The 16,845-nt window shown below is 70.7% G+C and carries 15 protein-coding genes; 6 read left to right on the top strand and 9 right to left on the bottom strand.

The features are described 5' to 3' along the window. The 5 genes from A5706_RS06465 to A5706_RS06445 form a co-directional block, all read right to left on the bottom strand. Positions 1–1,546 (bottom strand): HNH endonuclease signature motif containing protein (locus A5706_RS06465; protein ID WP_082964220.1); only part of this gene is annotated, 1,546 nt, incomplete at its 3' end. A 65-nt stretch (positions 1,547–1,611) separates the two neighbouring features. Continuing rightward, positions 1,612–1,950 (bottom strand): hypothetical protein, encoded by a 339-nt coding sequence (locus A5706_RS06460; RefSeq protein ID WP_068128350.1) that lies wholly within the window; start codon positions 1,948–1,950, stop codon positions 1,612–1,614. A gap of 40 nt (positions 1,951–1,990) precedes the next feature. After that, a complete protein-coding gene (locus tag A5706_RS06455) occupies positions 1,991–2,830 on the bottom strand; it encodes a pseudouridine synthase (RefSeq protein WP_082964219.1) in 840 nt (279 codons plus the stop codon). An 18-nt stretch (positions 2,831–2,848) separates the two neighbouring features. Further along, on the bottom strand, positions 2,849–4,573 hold the full coding sequence (locus tag A5706_RS06450; RefSeq protein ID WP_068128346.1) for a glycerol-3-phosphate dehydrogenase/oxidase: 1,725 nt from the start codon (positions 4,571–4,573) through the stop codon (positions 2,849–2,851). A 77-nt stretch (positions 4,574–4,650) separates the two neighbouring features. Continuing rightward, positions 4,651–6,066 carry an NAD(P)H-quinone dehydrogenase gene (locus A5706_RS06445; protein ID WP_068128345.1) on the bottom strand — a complete coding sequence of 472 codons (1,416 nt, stop codon included), beginning with the start codon at positions 6,064–6,066 and terminating at the stop codon, positions 4,651–4,653. Between the two features lie 84 nt (positions 6,067–6,150). On the opposite strand from A5706_RS06445, the gene A5706_RS06440 reads away from it, so the two are divergent. Beyond that, positions 6,151–6,630, top strand: coding sequence for a gamma-glutamylcyclotransferase (locus A5706_RS06440; protein WP_068128343.1), 480 nt, complete (start codon positions 6,151–6,153; stop codon positions 6,628–6,630). A gap of 28 nt (positions 6,631–6,658) precedes the next feature. Here the strand turns inward: A5706_RS06440 and A5706_RS06435 are convergent, their stop codons facing one another. Both A5706_RS06435 and A5706_RS06430 read right to left on the bottom strand, forming a co-directional pair. After that, entirely contained in the window at positions 6,659–7,825 is a 1,167-nt protein-coding gene (locus tag A5706_RS06435) for a M20 family metallopeptidase (protein ID WP_068128342.1), read from the bottom strand. Then, positions 7,822–9,024: a M20 family metallopeptidase gene (locus A5706_RS06430; protein WP_068128340.1), complete on the bottom strand. Its 1,203-nt coding sequence runs from the start codon at positions 9,022–9,024 to the stop codon at positions 7,822–7,824. The genes A5706_RS06435 and A5706_RS06430 overlap by 4 nt, the downstream gene beginning before the upstream one ends. Positions 9,025–9,171: 147 nt before the next feature. On the opposite strand from A5706_RS06430, the gene A5706_RS06425 reads away from it, so the two are divergent. Then, positions 9,172–10,635 (top strand): PPE family protein, encoded by a 1,464-nt coding sequence (locus A5706_RS06425; protein WP_068128339.1) that lies wholly within the window; start codon positions 9,172–9,174, stop codon positions 10,633–10,635. Between the two features lie 3 nt (positions 10,636–10,638). On the opposite strand, the gene A5706_RS06420 is transcribed toward A5706_RS06425, so the two are convergent. Continuing rightward, positions 10,639–11,256, bottom strand: a complete 618-nt coding sequence (locus A5706_RS06420; RefSeq protein WP_197517763.1) for a cutinase family protein — start codon at positions 11,254–11,256, stop codon at positions 10,639–10,641. A gap of 88 nt (positions 11,257–11,344) precedes the next feature. Between A5706_RS06420 and A5706_RS06415 the strand changes: the two genes are divergently transcribed. Next, positions 11,345–12,151 (top strand): purine-nucleoside phosphorylase, encoded by an 807-nt coding sequence (locus A5706_RS06415; protein ID WP_068128335.1) that lies wholly within the window; start codon positions 11,345–11,347, stop codon positions 12,149–12,151. A 4-nt stretch (positions 12,152–12,155) separates the two neighbouring features. Beyond that, entirely contained in the window at positions 12,156–13,724 is a 1,569-nt protein-coding gene (locus A5706_RS06410; protein ID WP_068128332.1) for a phospho-sugar mutase, read from the top strand. A gap of 6 nt (positions 13,725–13,730) precedes the next feature. On the opposite strand, the gene upp is transcribed toward A5706_RS06410, so the two are convergent. After that, the gene (gene upp, locus A5706_RS06405) at positions 13,731–14,354 is read right to left on the bottom strand and encodes a uracil phosphoribosyltransferase (RefSeq protein ID WP_068128331.1); all 624 of its coding nucleotides are present in this window, start codon (positions 14,352–14,354) and stop codon (positions 13,731–13,733) included. Between the two features lie 92 nt (positions 14,355–14,446). Here upp and A5706_RS06400 point away from each other — a divergent pair, with 92 nt between their 5' ends. Then, positions 14,447–15,301 (top strand): alkaline phosphatase family protein, encoded by an 855-nt coding sequence (locus tag A5706_RS06400; RefSeq protein WP_369831808.1) that lies wholly within the window; start codon positions 14,447–14,449, stop codon positions 15,299–15,301. Positions 15,302–15,345: 44 nt separating this feature from the next. Then, positions 15,346–16,668, top strand: coding sequence for a primosomal protein (locus A5706_RS06395; RefSeq protein ID WP_068128330.1), 1,323 nt, complete (start codon positions 15,346–15,348; stop codon positions 16,666–16,668). Positions 16,669–16,845 lie beyond the last annotated feature (177 nt).

Here is a 16,845-nt window from a genome sequence, read left to right as displayed (position 1 = left end):
TGCCGACCTGGATGCGCCGATCGCCGACGGTGGCGGTGACGCCGCGCCCGGGTTCCTCGACCACGTCGGTGGGCAGGGCGAAGTAGTCGCGGTTCTCCGATTTTCGGGCCAGCCGGGCTTGGCGGTTGTGGCGGCGTTCGGTGGCCACCCGGTGGGCGCGGTCTTGGGCGCGGGTGCGGCGGCGTTTGGGCATCATCGCGGCGCGTTGGTCGCAGTACTCGACGGGCGGGTCGGCCTCGGCGGCCGGGAAGACGCCGCCGACCCCGCGACACAAACTCGGGAACAGCAGCGCACTGCCCGGGGTGGTGACATAGGTGTGCCCGGCCGGAGACGTCAAGATCAGCGTCCCGTCAGGCAGCTGCTGTTCGGTCCAGCCGAAGAAGGTCTTGATCAAATGATGCAGGCGGCAATAACACTTCAGGTTGGACGCGTGCGTCGGCCCGCCCTGCGCGTAGGGGATCGTATGATCCAAATCGCAGCCGACGGCCGGGGCATCACAGCCCGGCCAGCGACACGTCAGATCGCGGCAGCGCACGAAATCAGCCAATGCCTTCGACGGCACATACCCGTCCTCCGGGGGCGCGTCGCCGGGGTGCACCAACGGCAGGAGCTTGGCCGATTTCGCCAACTCGGCGAGCAGTTCGGGGGTAATCAGCCCATCAGCGCCCACCTCCAACCCCGCCGCGCCGCTGCCGTCCAGGGCGGCCTGCTCGGCGATCACATGAATCACCACCGGGCCCGCGGCCGGGCGTTTCCCCGCCGCGCAGTCCGGGCGCCCGCACCGACAGCCCAGCCGATCCGCCCCGGCCGCTAACGCCCCCAACGCATCAGCGCGGCGCTGCTCGCGGGTGCGGGGATCATGCGGGCACACAGTGGCCGCCAACCCGTTGAGCCGCTTGTCCAGCGCATGGGCGTCGGGGCTGAGCAGGACCCCGCCGATCTCCGCGCGCCCGTCCAGATCCGGGCCGACCCACACCTCCCGATCGCGCTGGGCCTTGGCACGCCGGCGCACCGCGTCCCGATCGGCTTTGGCCACGATCCGATCCACCTGCGCGGCCAACCGGCCCTGCGTCATCGACGGCCAGCGCGCCACATTGGCCGCCAACTGCGCATCCACCCTCGCCAACACCTCGGGATCCTCGATCAAATCGGTGCGATACACGATCGTCTGAAACAACCGGAAATCGATCTCCCCAGCTCGAAACACCTCCCCCACCAAGGACAGCCGCTCACGCATCGCCCGGGCATAGCGCAGCCGGCTAGCGGCCAGCCCCTGGCTGATCCGCAACGCCGCCCCTACCTCCGCGGCGACCGCCTCCATGGTGTCGATCGCCCAGTCCTCGCTCTCCGAACACCGCGACAGCCGATAGCGGAACAAGTCACCGATCGCCTCCAACTGCGCCGCCGCGGCCCGGTTTTCCACCCGCGCAAACGCACCGATCTCATCCAGCAGCGCCGCCGACTCGCGCGTCGTCGACGGATAGCGCCGCTCGATCATCTCGTCGAACCGGGCAATCACCTCGGCACGAGCCGCTTCATCGAACATGTGTTCGAGTATAGCCGGGCCCGGGGACAAGCCGGTCATTGCGGGAGACAAGGACGAAACGCCCGTTACGGCCAGGGCGCGCACAGCGGCGCGCACGCCGGCCCGCGCGGCACGTGATCCCCCTCGACAATGTCGTTGTGCTGCGGGCTATCCGGGAATCCGGCCGCGGGATACCAATAGTCGTGGCAGACGTTCAAGTCCCACCCCTCCCGCTGCATGGCGGCGATCGGGCCTCCAGGCGACATGTGGTCGTTCGGATCCGGGTGGCCCGGGCACCAGGTGAAGTGGTTGAGCGGCGCCGGGGCGGGTTGGGCCACGGCCGCACCTCCGGCCAGACCGACGCCCGCCGCGGCGAGGCCGCCCGATAGGAGCGCCCCGGAAATGGCCTTCTTCAGTGTGTGCATGACGGCAGGCTAGCGACGGGCGCATGCGAAATTCTTGCGGCTACGGGCCCGGCCGCCGGCTGACGAACTCGCGGCGCACACCGGAGCGCGGGTCGTCGAACTCGATGCGCTGCGCCAGCAACCGCAGCGGCGCGCTGAAGTCGTCGGGTGCCACGTCAATGACGTTGGGGTACAACGGATCACCCTCGATCGGCACGCCCAGCGAGGCCATGTGCACCCGCAGCTGATGGGTGCGTCCGGTGCGCGGCGTCAGCCGGTACACGCCGTCGGCCAACAGCTCCACCAACGTCTCCGCGTTCGGCGCACCGGGCTCGCAGAAGGCCTGCAAAACGCCGCGGCGCTTGACGATTCGGTTGCGCACCACCCGCGGCAGCACCAACGCGGGGTCGACGGCGGCGCGCGCCAAATAAACCTTGCGAACCAAACCTCGGGAAAACATCGTCTGGTAGGCGCCGCGCACCTCGCGCCGGGTCGTGAACAGCAGCACTCCGGCCGTCAGCCGGTCGAGCCGATGCGCCGGACTCAGCTCGGGCAACCCCAGTTCGCGGCGCAGCCGCACCAGCGCCGTCTGCGCCACGTGCCGGCCGCGAGGCATGGTGGCCAGAAAATGCGGCTTGTCGACGACGACGATGTCGTCGTCTTGATGCAGCACCGGAATCTCGAAGGGCACCGGCACCTCGTCGCGCAGCTCGCGATAGAGGTAGACGAAAGAACCCGCGGGCAGCACAGTCGTCTCGTCGACCGGGGTGCCGTCGGCGTCGACAACCTGGCTGGCCGGCGCGCCGAACCGGGTGGTCAGCTCGGCCAGCACCGGACCGCCGCGCAGCCGCACCCGGGCCGGGCCGAGCCCGTCGCGCACGGGAAGGGGCGCCGGCCTCAACAGGGCCTCAACGGGGACTCAACTGAGCGGTACCGGCTCGAGGATCTCGGCGCGCGCCTCGGGCGCGCTGGCCCGCAATTCGTCCGCCGACACGTCGTCGGGCTGCGCCTGCGACAGAATTTCGGCCTCCACCCGCGCGGTGTAGTTGGCGACCTCGCGGTCGACGTCCGCGGCGGACCACCCCAGCACGGGCGCCACCACGTCGGCCACTTCGCGGGCGCAGTCGACGCCGCGGTGCGAGTACTCGATGGAGATGCGCATCCGGCGCGCGAGGACGTCCTCCAGGTGCAGGGCCCCCTCGGCGGTGACGGCGTAGAGGGCCTCGACCCTCAGGTAGCCGGGCGCCTCCTTGATCGGGCTGAGCAGGTCGGGAGACTCGGCCGCAAGCTCCAGGACCTCGCCGATCAGCGACCCGTAGCGGTCCAGCAGGTGGCGCACCCGGTACGGGTGCAGGCCCTTCAGCGTGCCGACGTGTTCGACCTGGTTGACCAGCGCGAAGTAGCCGTCGGCGCCGAGCAGGCTGACCTTCTGGGTGATCGACGGGGCCACCCGGGCAGGAACGAACTGGGCCGCGGCGTCGATCGCATCGGCGGCCATCACCCGGTAGGTGGTGTACTTGCCGCCGGCGATCGCGACCAGGCCGGGCGCGGGCACCGCCACGGCGTGCTCGCGGGACAGCTTGGACGTCTCCTCGCTCTCGCCGGCCAGCAGCGGCCGCAGGCCCGCGTACACGCCGTCGATGTCGGCGTGCGTCAGCGGTGTGGCCAGCACGGTGTTGACGGTCCCGAGGATGTAGTCGATGTCGGCCTTGGTGGCCGCGGGATGGGCGAGGTCGAGATTCCAGTCGGTGTCGGTGGTTCCGATGATCCAGTGGCTGCCCCACGGTATGACGAACATCACCGATTTCTCGGTGCGCAGGATGATCGCGACGTCGCTGACGATCCGGTCGCGCGGCACCACGACGTGCACGCCCTTGGACGCGCGGACGTGAAACCGCCCGCGCTGCTTGGACAGCGCCTGAATCTCGTCGGTCCACACCCCGGTGGCGTTGACGACGACGTGGCCGCGGACCTCGGTGATCGAGCCGTCCTCGGAGTCGCGGACCCGCACGCCGGTCACCCGGTCGCCCTCGCGCAGCAGCGCGACCACCTGGGTGGAGGACCGCACCACCGCGCCGTAGTGGGCGGCGGTGCGCGCGACCGTCATGGTGTGGCGGGCGTCGTCGACGACGGTGTCGTAGTAGCGGATCCCGCCGATCAACGACGTGCGCTTGAGGCCCGGGCTCAGCCGCAACGCGCCGGCACGGGTCAAATGCTTTTGCGCCGGGACGGATTTCGCGCCGCCCAGGCGGTCGTAGAGGAAGATGCCGGCGGCGGTGTAGGGACGTTCCCAGACCCGATGGGTCAGCGGGAACAGAAACGGCATCGGCTTGACCAGATGCGGCGCGAGCTTGGTCAGCGACAGCTCGCGCTCGTGCAGCGCCTCGCGGACGAGGCCGAACTCGAGCTGCTCGAGGTACCGCAGGCCGCCGTGGAACATCTTTGACGAGCGGCTCGACGTACCCGAGGCGAAATCGCGCGCCTCGACCAGCGCCACCTTGAGCCCGCGCGTGGCGGCGTCCAGCGCGCACCCCGAGCCCACCACGCCGCCGCCGATGACCACCACATCGAACTGCTCGGCGCCCAGCCGCTCCCAGGCGACGGTGCGGTGCTGCGGGCCCAGCGCGTCGATTGGGTCGGTCACTGCGGGGACTCCTGTCCGGTTACTCGTCGGTAGCTGTGCTGTACCCAGGCTAGTTGGTCCGGCCCCTCAAGGTCGGCTTAGTCCAGATCGTCGTGGGCCATCAGCCGGCGCGCCGCCTCGGTGATCGAGCCGGACAGCGAGGGGTAAACGGCCAGCGTCTGCGCCAACTCGTTGACGGTGATGCGGTTGGTCACCGCGACGGCGATCGGCAGGATCAGCTCGGAGGCGATCGGCGCCACCACCACGCCGCCGATCACCACGCCGGTGGACCGCCGGCAGAAGATCTTGACGAAGCCCTGCCGCAGGCCCGACATCTTGGCGCGCGCGTTGGTCCGCAGCGGCAGCATGATGGTGCGCGCCGACACCGAACCGTCGTCGATCATCGATTGCGGCACCCCGACCGCGGCGATCTCGGGCCTGGTGAACACCGTCGCGGCAACCGTGCGCAACCGGATCGGGCTGACGCCCTCCCCCAGCGCGTGATACATCGCGATCCGCCCCTGCATCGCGGCCACCGACGCCAGCAGCAACAGCCCGGTGCAGTCGCCCGCGGCGTAGATCCCCGGCACCGAGGTGCGCGAAACCCGGTCCACGGTCAGGTAATTCCCCTGCCCGAGCTCGATGCCGACGCGCTCCAGGCCCAGGCCGCTGGTGTTGGGAACCGATCCGATGGTCATCAGGGCGTGGCTGCCCTCGACGGTGCGCCCATCCGTCATCTTGACCAGCACCCCGGCCTCGGTGCGGGTGACCGACTCGGCGCGCGCGTTCTTGAACAGCTGCACCCCGCGTTCGGCGAACGACTCTTCCAGCACCAGCGCCGCGTCGGCGTCCTCGTACGGCAGCACCCGGTCGCGGCTGGCCGCCACCGACACGCGCACCCCCAACTCGGTGTAGGCGTGCACGAATTCGGCGCCGGTCACGCCGGAGCCCACCACGACCAGGTGCTCGGGCAGCGCGTCCAGGTCGTAGAGCTGACGCCAGGTCAGGATGCGTTCGCCGTCGGGCTGGGCCGTCGGCATGATCCGGGGGCTGGCGCCGGTGGCGATGAGCACGACGTCGGCCTCGTGCTCGCTGGTGCTGCCGTCTGCGGCGGTGGCCTTGATGCGGTGCTTGGCCAGGCCGGGCGCGGGGTCGACGAGCTCGCCGCGGCCCGCGACCACCTCGACGCCCACGCTGAGCAGCTGGGCCATGATGTCGGCCGACTGCTCGGTGGCGAGGCGTTTGACCCGGGCGTGGATCTGCGGCAACGAGATCTTGGCGTCCTCGAAGTCGATGTCGAAGCCCAGCCGGGGCGCGCGGCGCAGTTCGGTGCGCAGCCCGGTGGAGGCGATGAACGTCTTGGACGGCACACAGTCGTCGAGCACGGCCGCCCCGCCGACGCCCTCGGAGTCGATCACGGTGACGTGCGTCGTGTCCGGATGGGAGGTGGCGGCGACCAGCGCGGCTTCGTAACCGGCCGGCCCTCCCCCGAGGATGACAATGCGGGTCACCACAGGTCCTAACCTAACGGGGCAGCCGGGACCCCGCGAATCGCTCGGGTGAATACCGCGCGAGCATGCGACGTCTAAGCTTTCCCCGTGCCGATCTACGCCGCGTACGGGTCGAACATGGATCCCGAGCAGATGCTCAAGCGCGCGCCGCACTCGCCGATGGCCGGAACTGGCTGGCTGCACGGGTGGCGGTTGACGTTCGGCGGGGAGGACATCGGCTGGGAAGGGGCCCTGGCGACGATCGTCGAGGACCCACAATCGAAGGTATTCGTGGTGCTCTACGACATGACGCCGGCGGACGAGACGAACCTCGATCGGTGGGAGGGCTCGGAGTTCGGCGTCCACAAGAAAATCCGCTGCCGGGTGGAGCGCATCTCGTCGGACACCACCACCGACCCCGTGCTGGCGTGGCTGTACGTGCTGGACGCCTGGGAGGGCGGCCTGCCGTCGGCGCGCTACCTCGGCGTGATGGCCGACGCGGCCGAAATCGCCGGCGCGCCAGAGGATTACGTGCACGATCTGCGGACCCGCCCGGCGCACAACATCGGCCCGGGGACCAGCGCCTAGAACTTTCTCCCGCGAGCCTCGGCCGCGCCTAGAACAGGGCCGCCTGCTCGACGATGTTGACCATCACCCGCAGCCCGATCGCCAGGGCCCGCTCGTCGAGGTCGAAGGTCGGCTGGTGCAGGTCCAGCTGCAGTCCCTCGCCCGACCACACCCCCAGCCGGGCCATCGCGCCGGGAATCTCCTCGAGATACCAGGAGAAATCCTCACCACCGCCGGACTGGCGGGTGTCGGCCAGCGCGTCGGGGCCGACGGCCTCGATCGCGTGGGTCAGGATCCGCGTGGAGATGTCCTCGTTGACCACCGGCGGCACGCCGCGGCGGTATTGCAGCGCGTGCTCGATCGCCAGCGGGGACAGCAGCGCGGACACGGTCTCGCGGATGACCTCCTCGAGCGCGATCCACGTCTGGCGGCTCGCGGTGCGCACGGTGCCGGCCAGCACGCCGGTTTGCGGGATCGCGTTGGGGGCAACGCCCGCGTTGACCGCGCCCCACACCAGCACCGTGCTGTTGCGCGGATCGATGCGGCGCGACAGCACCCCCGGCAGCCCGGTGATCAGCGTGCCCAGGCCGTAGACCAGGTCGGCGGTCAGGTGCGGGCGCGACGTGTGCCCGCCGGGCGAATACAGCGTGATCTCCATCTGGTCGGCCGCCGAGGTGATCGGGCCCTGCCGGACCGCGATCTTGCCGACCTCGAGGCGCGGATCGCAGTGCAGGGCGAAGATCCGCGACACCCCGGACAGCGCCCCGGCGGCGATGGCGTCGATCGCCCCGCCCGGCATCAACTCCTCGGCGGCCTGGAAGATCAGCCGCACCCCGACGGGCAGCTCCGGCACGGAGCTCAGCGCCAGCGCCGTACCCAGCAGGATCGCGGTGTGCGCGTCGTGCCCGCAGGCGTGCGCGACGTTGGGCATCGTCGACGCGTACGGCGCCCCGGTCAGCTCGGCCATCGGCAGCGCGTCCATGTCGGCCCGCAACGCGATCCTCGGCTCGTGCTCGGGGCCCATGTCGCAGATCAGCCCCGTCCCGGGCAGCAGCTTCGGCTTCAGCCCCGCGTCGACCAGCCGCTCGGCGACGAACTGGGTGGTGGCGAACTCCTGCCGGCCCAACTCCGGGTAGCGATGGATGTGCCGGCGCCACTCCACCAGGTCCTGGTGGTGCGCGGCCAACCACGATTCGGCGGTGTCGACGAGGCTCACGCGCGCGCCCCGCCGGGTCTGCGCTCCTGCGCGGCCAGCACCCGGTCGCGCTGTTCGGGAGCCTGGGCGAGCTGAACCACCGTGCGCGCCAACATGATCGCGCCGTCGACGACGGCGCGGTCGGCGCTTGGGCCGGCGGCCGCCGCCGCGAAGGCGCGCTGGTGCACGGTGGCGCCGCCGGCGTCCACCGCGACCACCGGATGGATGCCCGGGAGGACCTGCGTCACGTTGCCCATGTCGGTGCTGCCCATGGGCAACGCCGCCTCGTACTCGCGGGCCACCGGCTCGCGCCCGAGCCGGCGCATCTCCTCCCGGAAGACGTCGGACAGCCACTCGTCGGGCTTGAGTTCGTCGTACGCGGGCGCCGGATTGTCGATTTCGTACTCGCAGCCGGTGGCCAGCGCGCCCGCCGCGAAACACGCGTACATCCTGCCCTCCAGCTGTCTCAGCGAATCCGACTCGACCGCCCGCATCGCATACTGCAGCGCCGCGTGCCCGGGGATGACATTGACCGCCTGACCACCGTCGGTGACGATCCCGTGCACCAGTTGGCCGGGCGCCAGTTGCTGCCGCAACAGCCCGACGGCCACCTGCGCGACGGTCACGGCGTCGGCGGCGTTGACCCCTTGATGCGGCGCTACGGCAGCATGGGATTCCTTGCCACGGTAGTGCACGGTCGCTTCCGACAGCGCGAGCGAGCGGGCCGCCGCGATGTCGGCGGGCCCGGGATGCAGCATCACCGCCGCCGCGACGTCGTCGAACACCCCGGCGCGCAGCAGCAGCGCCTTGCCGCCGCCGGCCTCCTCGGCGGGGGTGCCGATCAGCGCGACCCGCAGGCCCAGGTCGTCGGCCACCTCGGCCAGCGCCAGCGCGGTGCCCACCGCCGACGCCGCGATGATGTTGTGCCCGCACGCGTGCCCGATCTCGGGCAGCGCGTCGTACTCCGCGCACACCCCGACGGTCAGCGGTCCGCTGCCGAAGTCGGCGCGGAAGGCGGTGTCCAGGCCGCCCGCGGAGGCGGTGATCTCGAAACCGCGCTCGGCGACCAGCGCCTGGGCCTTGGCGCAGCTGCGGTGTTCGGCGAACGCGAGCTCCGGCTCGGCATGGATGGCGTGGGACAACTCGACGAGGTCGGCGCCCCGTCGTCGCACGACGTCCTCGACGCTGTCCAGCGGGTCGTCTAACGAGCGAGCGGGCATCTTCGCAGTATCTCACCGCCCCGAGCCGCTCCGTGAAACCAAACCGTTTCACCAGTTTTGGACCCACAACTGGACTTAAAGTATGTAATTCTGCTATCTATATGACGTCCAGTCAAAAATGTGGTCGGAAGCAGAAGGAACCCACTGATGAGTTTTTTGGTGTTGCCCCCCGAGATCAACTCGTTGCGGATGTTCGTCGGAGCGGGGTCGGCACCCATGCTAGAGGCCGCGGCCGCCTGGGACGGCCTGGCCTCCGAGCTCGCGTCGGCGGCGTCGTCGTTCGCGTCCGTGACCTCCGAGCTGACCGGCCAGGCGTGGCAGGGCCCGGCGGCGGCGGCGATGATGGCGGCGGCCACCCCCTACGCCGGCTTCCTGAGCGCGGCCGCCACCCAGGCGCAGAACGCGTCGGCGCAGGCCCAGGCCGTCGCCGCGGTGTTCGAGTCCTCGCTGGCGGCGACGGTGCACCCGGTGATGGTCGCGTCCAACCGCAGCGACCTGGTGTCCCTGGTGATGTCGAACCTGTTCGGCCAGAACGCCCCCGCGATCGCGGCCACCGAGGCCGAGTACGAGCAGATGTGGGCCCAGGACGTGGCCGCGATGGTCGACTATCACGCCGGCGCGTCCGCCGCGGCGACCCAGCTGGCGGCGTCCGGCCCGCTGGAGTTCATCGAACAAAACATCTTCAAGCCCCTGGAAGCCCTGCCCGGCATCAATTTCGCGGGCATCGGCAACTCGCACCTGATCACCCTGGGCATCGGGAACTCGCAGTCCTGGAACCTGGGCAGCGGCAACCTGGGTGAGCTCAACCTGGGCAGCGGCAACATCGGCAACGTGAACCTGGGCAGCGGCAACTTCGGCCACTGGGACCTGGGCAGCGGCAACATCGGCAGCTTCAACTTCGGCAGCGGCAACACCGGCGGCTTCAACCTGGGCTTCGGCAACAACGGCGGCTACAACCTGGGCTTCGGCAACCTCGGCAGCAACAACTTCGGCCTCGGCAACCTGGGCTCGGGGAACTTCGGCTTCGGCAACACGGGCACCGGCAACATCGGCATCGGACTCACCGGCGACCACCAGATCGGTTTCGGCGGCCTGAATTCCGGTCTCGGCAACATCGGGTTCGGCAACTCGGGCACCAACAACATCGGCTTCTTCAACTCGGGCACCGGCAACATCGGCATCGGCAACTCGGGCCAATTCAACTGGGGCGTGGGCAATTCGGGAGCGCTGACCGCGGGGCTGTTCAACTCGGGATCGAGCGACACGGGGTTCTTCAACTCGGGTGACTACTGCACCGGCGCGTTCAACGCGGGCAACTACAACACCGGCATCTTCAACTCCGGCAGCGTCAACACGGGCCTGTTCAACTCCGGCGACCTGAACACCGGCGCGGGCAACCTGTTCACCGGGAGCGGCGCCAGTTCGGGTTTCGGCAACCTCGGCACCGGTAGCTCAGGCTTCAACAACGCCGGCGACTTCGCCTCCGGCGTCGGCAACACCGGCGACTACGTCTCGGGCTTCTTCAACGCGGGGATCAACGGCGCCGTGACCGGGACGCCGTCGGCCTTCGCCTCGGGCGTCAACGCGCTGCGCAACCTCCTGGGCCTGTAGCGGCTACACCAGCCCGGCGATGAACCCCGCCGCCTCGCCGGGGTACGGCGGCACTTCGTACGCGTGGTGGGCGTCGCGGTCGCGACCGCCGACGACGCAGACCGGGTCACCGTCGCTGCACAGGTCGATGGCGCGACCGGCCCACGCGCCCGTCGACGACAGGGGCGTGTTGAAGCGGTTGCCGGGATTGCCGAACACCGCGACCGCCCGCACCTTGTCGGCCAGGGCGGGATCCAGCGCCGGAGCCGATCCGAAGTTGCCGATGCGCTCGCCAAGGGGCGGGACCCCCGCCAGCATGGACACCGCCGCGGCGCCCTGCGAGAAGCCGCCGAGCACCAGCCGCGTCGCGGGGCACTGCTGGGCCATCTGCGCGATGTGGTCGCGAGCGTCGTTGGCGCCGTCGGCCGTCGTCAGGAAGTTGTAGCTGGCCGGATAGTTCACCGGATACGCATCGACGTGGCGCGCCCCGAGGGCCGGCTGCAGCGCGGCGAACAGCGCGTCGCCCACCGCCCCCAGGCCGGGCGGCTCGGCGGTGCCGCGGGCAAAGATCAGTTGGACATCGGGACACGGATCGGCCGCCGCCGCCGGCGCCCCGCCGCACACGATCACGACCGCCGACACCGCAACGGCAACCACCAGAGGAAAATTCGACCACCCACGACGACGCATACGGCAGATCCTCACATACGCCGGGATAAGCTCGCCGACTGTGGCCGAACCCCTGCCCGATCCCGACGAGCTCGCACAGCGGGCGGCGCGGGCCATCGCCGAGCGCACCGGGGTCCCCGAGCACGACGTCGCCATCGTCCTCGGCTCGGGATGGCGGCCGGCAGTGGCCGCGCTCGGCCCGCCGACCGTCTCGCTGGCCCAGGCCGAGCTGCCCGGGTTCGCGCCGCCAACCGCCACCGGGCACACCGGTGAGCTGTTGTCGGTGCGCATTGGCGCGCACCGGGTGCTGGTGCTGGTCGGTCGCGTCCACGCCTACGAGGGGCACGACCTGTGCCACGTCGTGCACGCGGTACGCGCGGCCTGCGCGGCGGGCGTGCGCACCGTGGTGCTCACCAACGCGGCCGGCGCGCTGCGCCCCGACATGGCGGTCGGTCAGCCGGTGCTGATCAGCGACCACCTGAACCTCACGGCACGCTCACCGCTGGCCGGCCCGCAGTTCGTGGACATGACCGACGCCTACGCGCCGCGGTTGCGCGAGCTCGCCCGCGCCGCCGACCCGGAGCTGACCGAAGGCGTCTACGCCGGCCTGCCCGGGCCGAACTACGAGACGCCCGCGGAGATCCGGATGCTGCGGGTGCTGGGCGCCGACCTGGTCGGCATGTCGACGGTGCACGAGACCATCGCCGCCCGCGCGGCCGGCGCCGAGGTGCTGGGGGTGTCGCTGGTGACCAACCTGGCCGCGGGAATCTCCGGAGAACCGTTGAGCCACAACGAGGTGCTGGCCGCCGGGACCGCCTCGGCCAGTCGGATGGGCGCGCTGCTGGCCGACGTCGTATCCCGGCTGTGACGACATGACGCCGGAGGAGTGGATCGCCCACGATCCCGACCCGACAACGGCCGCCGAGCTCGCCGCCCTGGATCCCGACGAGCTGGCCGCGCGGTTCGCCCATCCGCTCGCGTTCGGCACCGCGGGGCTGCGCGGGCCGGTCCGCGGCGGGCCCGACGCGATGAACGTCGCGGTGGTGTCGCGCGCGACGTGGGCGCTGGCCCGCGTGCTCGGCGAGCACGGTGTGGTGATCGTCGGCCGCGACGCCCGGCACGGCTCGGCGGTGTTCGCCACCGTGACCGCCGAAGTGCTTGCCGCCGAAGGTTTTTCGGTGCTGCAACTGCCGGGACCGGTGCCGACGCCGGTGGTCGCGTTCGCGGTGCGCCGCACCGGCGCGGCCGCCGGCGTGCAGATCACGGCGTCGCACAACCCACCGGCCGACAACGGCTACAAGGTGTACTTCGAGGGCGGCATCCAGATCGTCTCGCCCACCGACCGCCGGATCGAGGCCGCGATGGCCGCGGCTCCCCCGGCCGACCAGATCGCCAGGCGCGCCGTGGAACCCGCCCACACCGATCTCGTCGAGCGATACCTCGAGCGGGCGGCCGCGGTGCGCCGCGGCGCCGGGTCGGTGCGGGTCGCGCTGACGCCGCTGCACGGCGTGGGCGGCGCGGTGGCGGTGGAGGCGTTGCGCCGGGCGGGATTCGACCAGGTGCACACGGTCGGGGCCCAGTTCGCGCCGGACCCGGACTTTCCCACCGTCGCGTTCCCCAACCCCGAGGAGCCCGGGGCCACCGACGCGCTGCTCGCGCTGGCGGAAGACACCCGCGCCGACGTCGCGATCGCGCTGGATCCCGACGCCGACCGCTGCGCCGTCGGCATCCCCGGCCCGTCGGGTTGGCGGATGCTGTCCGGCGACGAAACCGGTTGGCTGCTGGGCGATTACATCCTGTCCCACGAGAAGCCCGGCAGGGCGGTGGTGGCCAGCACCGTGGTGTCGTCGCGGATGCTGGCGGCGATCGCCGCCGAACACGGCGCTACCCACGTCGAGACCCCTACCGGCTTCAAGTGGCTGGCGCGCGCCGATTCGGGCGTCCCGGGCGGCAGGCTGGTGTACGCCTACGAGGAGGCGATCGGCCACTGCGTCGACCCGGATGCCGTGCGCGACAAGGACGGCATCAGCGCGGCGGTGTTGGTGTGCGACCTGGTGGCCGCGCTGAAGGACCAGGGCCGCTCGGTGCCCGACGCGCTCGACGACCTCGCCCGCCGTCACGGCGTGCACGACGTCTCCGCGGTGTCGCGCCGCGTCGCCGACGCCGGCGAGGCCACCGAGCTGATGCGGCGGCTGCGGGCGGCGCCGCCGGCCCGGCTGGCCGGCTTCGCCGCCACATTCACCGACATCACCGACGCGCTGATCTTCACCGGCGGCGACGGGCAAACCTCGGCGCGGGTGGTGGTGCGCCCGTCGGGCACCGAACCGAAGTTGAAGTGCTACGCGGAGATTCGCTGCGCACCGACGGACGACCTGGCCTCGGCGCGCGCCCGGGCCCGGGCGCTGCGCGACGAGCTGGTCTCGGACGTGCGCGGCTGGTGAGCCAGGCTAGCGGGGTCCGAATTGGCGATCGCCGGCGTCGCCGAGGCCCGGCACGATGTAGGCGATCTCGTTGAGGCGGTCATCGACGGCCACCGTGAAGAGCCGCGCGCTCGGCGCCGCTTTCTCAAGCGCCGCAACGCCTTCCGGCGCGGCCACCGCGCACAGCGCGGTGATGTCCGACACGCCGCGCCGCTGCAGCAGCTCGATCGTGTGGCACATCGACCCGCCGGTGGCCAGCATCGGGTCCAACACGATCACCGGCGCGCCGGTCAGGTCGTCCGGCAGCGACTCGAGATATCCCGTCGCGCAATGGGTTTCCTCGTCGCGGGCCACGCCGACGAAGCCCACCCGCGCCTCGGGAAGCAGCTCCAGGGCGCGCTCGAGCATGCCCAGGCCCGCGCGCAGCACCGGCACCAGCAGGGGCGGGTCGGCCAGCCGCACCCCGACCGTCTCCGCCAGCGGCGTGCGGATGGGAAAGGTCTCGCGGGCGGCGTCGCGGGTGGCCTCGTAAACCAGCATCGCGGTCAGCTCCCGCAACCCGGCCCGGAAGTGTGCGTTGTCGGTGCGTTCGTCGCGCAGCGTCGTCAGCCGGGACAGGGCCAGCGGATGATCAATGACGCGCACGTCCATGGGATTTGACCCTATATAACGATTGCGAGTAGCAACGCCGACACGCTCGCTCGGCGCCGTCGGGCGGGCCGATCCGCTCATATACTCCCGGCGTGCTGAGCGCAATCAAAGGCCTTCTCGGCGCGGCGGCGTTGGCGGGGCTGGCGATCATCCCGTCGGCGCCCCGGGTAGAGCTCGCGGCGGCCGCGCTGCCCCAGCCCGCGCACGTGGTGATCGTGGTGGAAGAGAACCGCGCGGCGACCACCATCATCGGCAACAAGTCCGCGCCGTTCATCAACGCGCTGGCCGCGGGCGGGGCGAACATGGTGCAGTCGTTCGCCGAGGCGCATCCCAGCGAGCCCAACTACCTGGCGCTGTTCGCCGGCAGCACCCTTGGCGTGACCAAGGACTCGTGCCCGGTCGACGGCGGCGCCACCCCGAACCTGGCCTCCGAACTGCTGGCCGCCGGGTACAGCTTCGTCGGTTACGCCGAGGGCCTGCCCGCGCCGGGTTCGACGGTGTGCAGCGCCGGCAAGTACGCGCGAAAGCACGTGCCGTGGGCCAACTTCAGCAATGTGCCGGCCGCCAACTCGCTGCCGTTCTCGGCCTTCCCGATGGGCAACTACGCCGCCCTGCCGACGGTGTCGTTCGTCATTCCCAACAACGACGACAACATGCACGACGGCTCGATCGCGCAGGCCGACGCGTGGCTGAGCCGCGAGCTGTCCGGCTACGCCAACTGGGCGGTGGCCAACAACAGCCTGCTGATCGTGACGTGGGACGAGGACGACGGCGGCCCTCGCAACCAGATCCCGACCGTGATCTACGGCGCGCACGTGCAGCCGGGCAACTACAACGAGCAGATCAACCACTACAGCGTGCTGTCCACGCTGGAGCAGATGTACGGGCTGCCGAAGACCGGTTACGCGGCCGGCGCCGCGCCGATCGCGACCATCTGGGCGGGCTAGCCCGGGGCCGGGTGGCCGCGCCGCCCGTCGCTATTGTGTGCCGCATGGCTGCTGACCTCGTGCCGATCCGCCTGAGCCTGTCCGCCGGTGACCGCTACACGGTGTGGGCGCCCCGCTGGCGCGACGCCGGAGACGAGTGGGAGGCGTTCCTGGGCAAGGACGAGGACCTGTACGCCTTCTCCTCCGTCGCCGACCTGGTCGCGTTCGTGCGCTCGGGCGCCGACAACGACCTGACGGACCACCCTGGCTGGGCGGACCTGACGTCGGCGCACGCGCACACGTTCGAACCGGGCGAGGACCGGCAGTTCGATCTGGTCGTCGTCGAGGAACTGGTGTCGGAGAAGCCGACCGAGGAGTCGGTGAACGCGCTCGCGGGCGTGCTCGCGATCGTGTCGTCGATTGGATCGGTGTGCGAGCTGGCGCCGGTGTCGAAGTTCTTCAACGGCAACCCCAACCTGGGCACGGTGGCCGGCGGCATCGACACCTTCACCGGCAAGGCGGGCCAGAAGCGCTGGAACGCGATCGCCGAGGTGATCGGCCGCAGCTGGGACGACGTGCTCGCGTCGATCGAGGAGATAATCAGCACGCCCGAGGTCGACGAGGACGCGTCGGCCAAGGCCGCCGAGGAGCTGGCCGAGGAGCGCGAAGAGCCCGAGGAAGAGGAGGCGGCGGCCGACGAGGAGGAAGCCGTCCAGGACGAGGACCAGGACCAGGACGACGACACGGAAGCGGCCGAAGACGAAGAGGTCGAAGAGGAAGAGCCAGAGGAGGCCGAGGAGGAGACCCGCGCGCCCGGCGACACCGTCGTGCTCGGCGGCGACGAGGACTTCTGGGTCCAGGTCGGTATCGACCCGATCCGCATCATCACCAGCTCCGGCACGTTCTACACACTGCGCTGCTACCTGGACGACCGGCCGATCTTCCTGGGCCGCAACGGCCGGATCAGCGTGTTCGGCTCGGAGCGGGCGCTGGCCCGCTACCTCGCCGACGAGCACGACCACGACCTGGCCGACCTGAGCACCTACGACGACATCCGCACGGCCGCGACAGACGGCTCGCTGGCGGTGGACATCACCGACGAGAACATCTACGTGCTGAGCGGGCTGGCCGACGACTTCGCCGAGGGACCCGACGCCGTGGACCGCGACCAGCTCGACCTGGCCGTCGAGTTGCTCCGCGACATCGGCGACTACTCGGAGGAGAGCACGGTGGACAAGGCGCTGGACACCGCCCGGCCGCTGGGCAAGCTGGTGGGCCACGTGCTGGAGCCGGACTCGGTCGCCAAGCCCACACCCCCGTACGCGGCCGCCGTGCGCGAGTGGGAGAAGTTGGAGCAGTTCGTCGACGGGCGGCTGCGGCGGGAGTAAGGCGGGAGTAGGCCGCGAAACGCGTCGCGTTTGACGGGCCACCGAGACTGCTCTTTACTGGCGCAGGTGTCGCTTCCCGGCATCGGCCCACTGCCCCTGTACGGATTCCAGCGCCCGGGCCTGCTGCTCTTCGGTCTGATCCCGCTGGCGTTGCTTGCCGTCTATGTCGTGGTGCAG

The sequence above is a fragment of the Mycobacterium sp. E796 genome (genome assembly GCF_001672815.1).
In the GTDB taxonomy this organism is placed as follows: Bacteria; Actinomycetota; Actinomycetes; order Mycobacteriales; family Mycobacteriaceae; genus Mycobacterium.
The sequence above is the reverse complement of the archived record's forward strand: the minus strand, read 5'-3'. Positions and strand labels throughout refer to the sequence as shown.

Excerpts from the sequence above, each read along its gene's own strand:
- A5706_RS06460 (WP_068128350.1), bottom strand. The coding sequence starts at position 1,950 with ATGCACACACTGAAGAAGGCCATTTCCGGGGCGCTCCTATCGGGCGGC.
- A5706_RS06425 (WP_068128339.1), top strand. The coding sequence starts at position 9,172 with ATGAGTTTTTTGGTGTTGCCCCCCGAGATCAACTCGTTGCGGATGTTC.
- upp (WP_068128331.1), bottom strand. The coding sequence starts at position 14,354 with ATGGACGTGCGCGTCATTGATCATCCGCTGGCCCTGTCCCGGCTGACG.
- A5706_RS06410 (WP_068128332.1), top strand. The coding sequence starts at position 12,156 with ATGACGCCGGAGGAGTGGATCGCCCACGATCCCGACCCGACAACGGCC.
- A5706_RS06395 (WP_068128330.1), top strand. The coding sequence starts at position 15,346 with ATGGCTGCTGACCTCGTGCCGATCCGCCTGAGCCTGTCCGCCGGTGAC.
- A5706_RS06430 (WP_068128340.1), bottom strand. The coding sequence starts at position 9,024 with ATGCCCGCTCGCTCGTTAGACGACCCGCTGGACAGCGTCGAGGACGTC.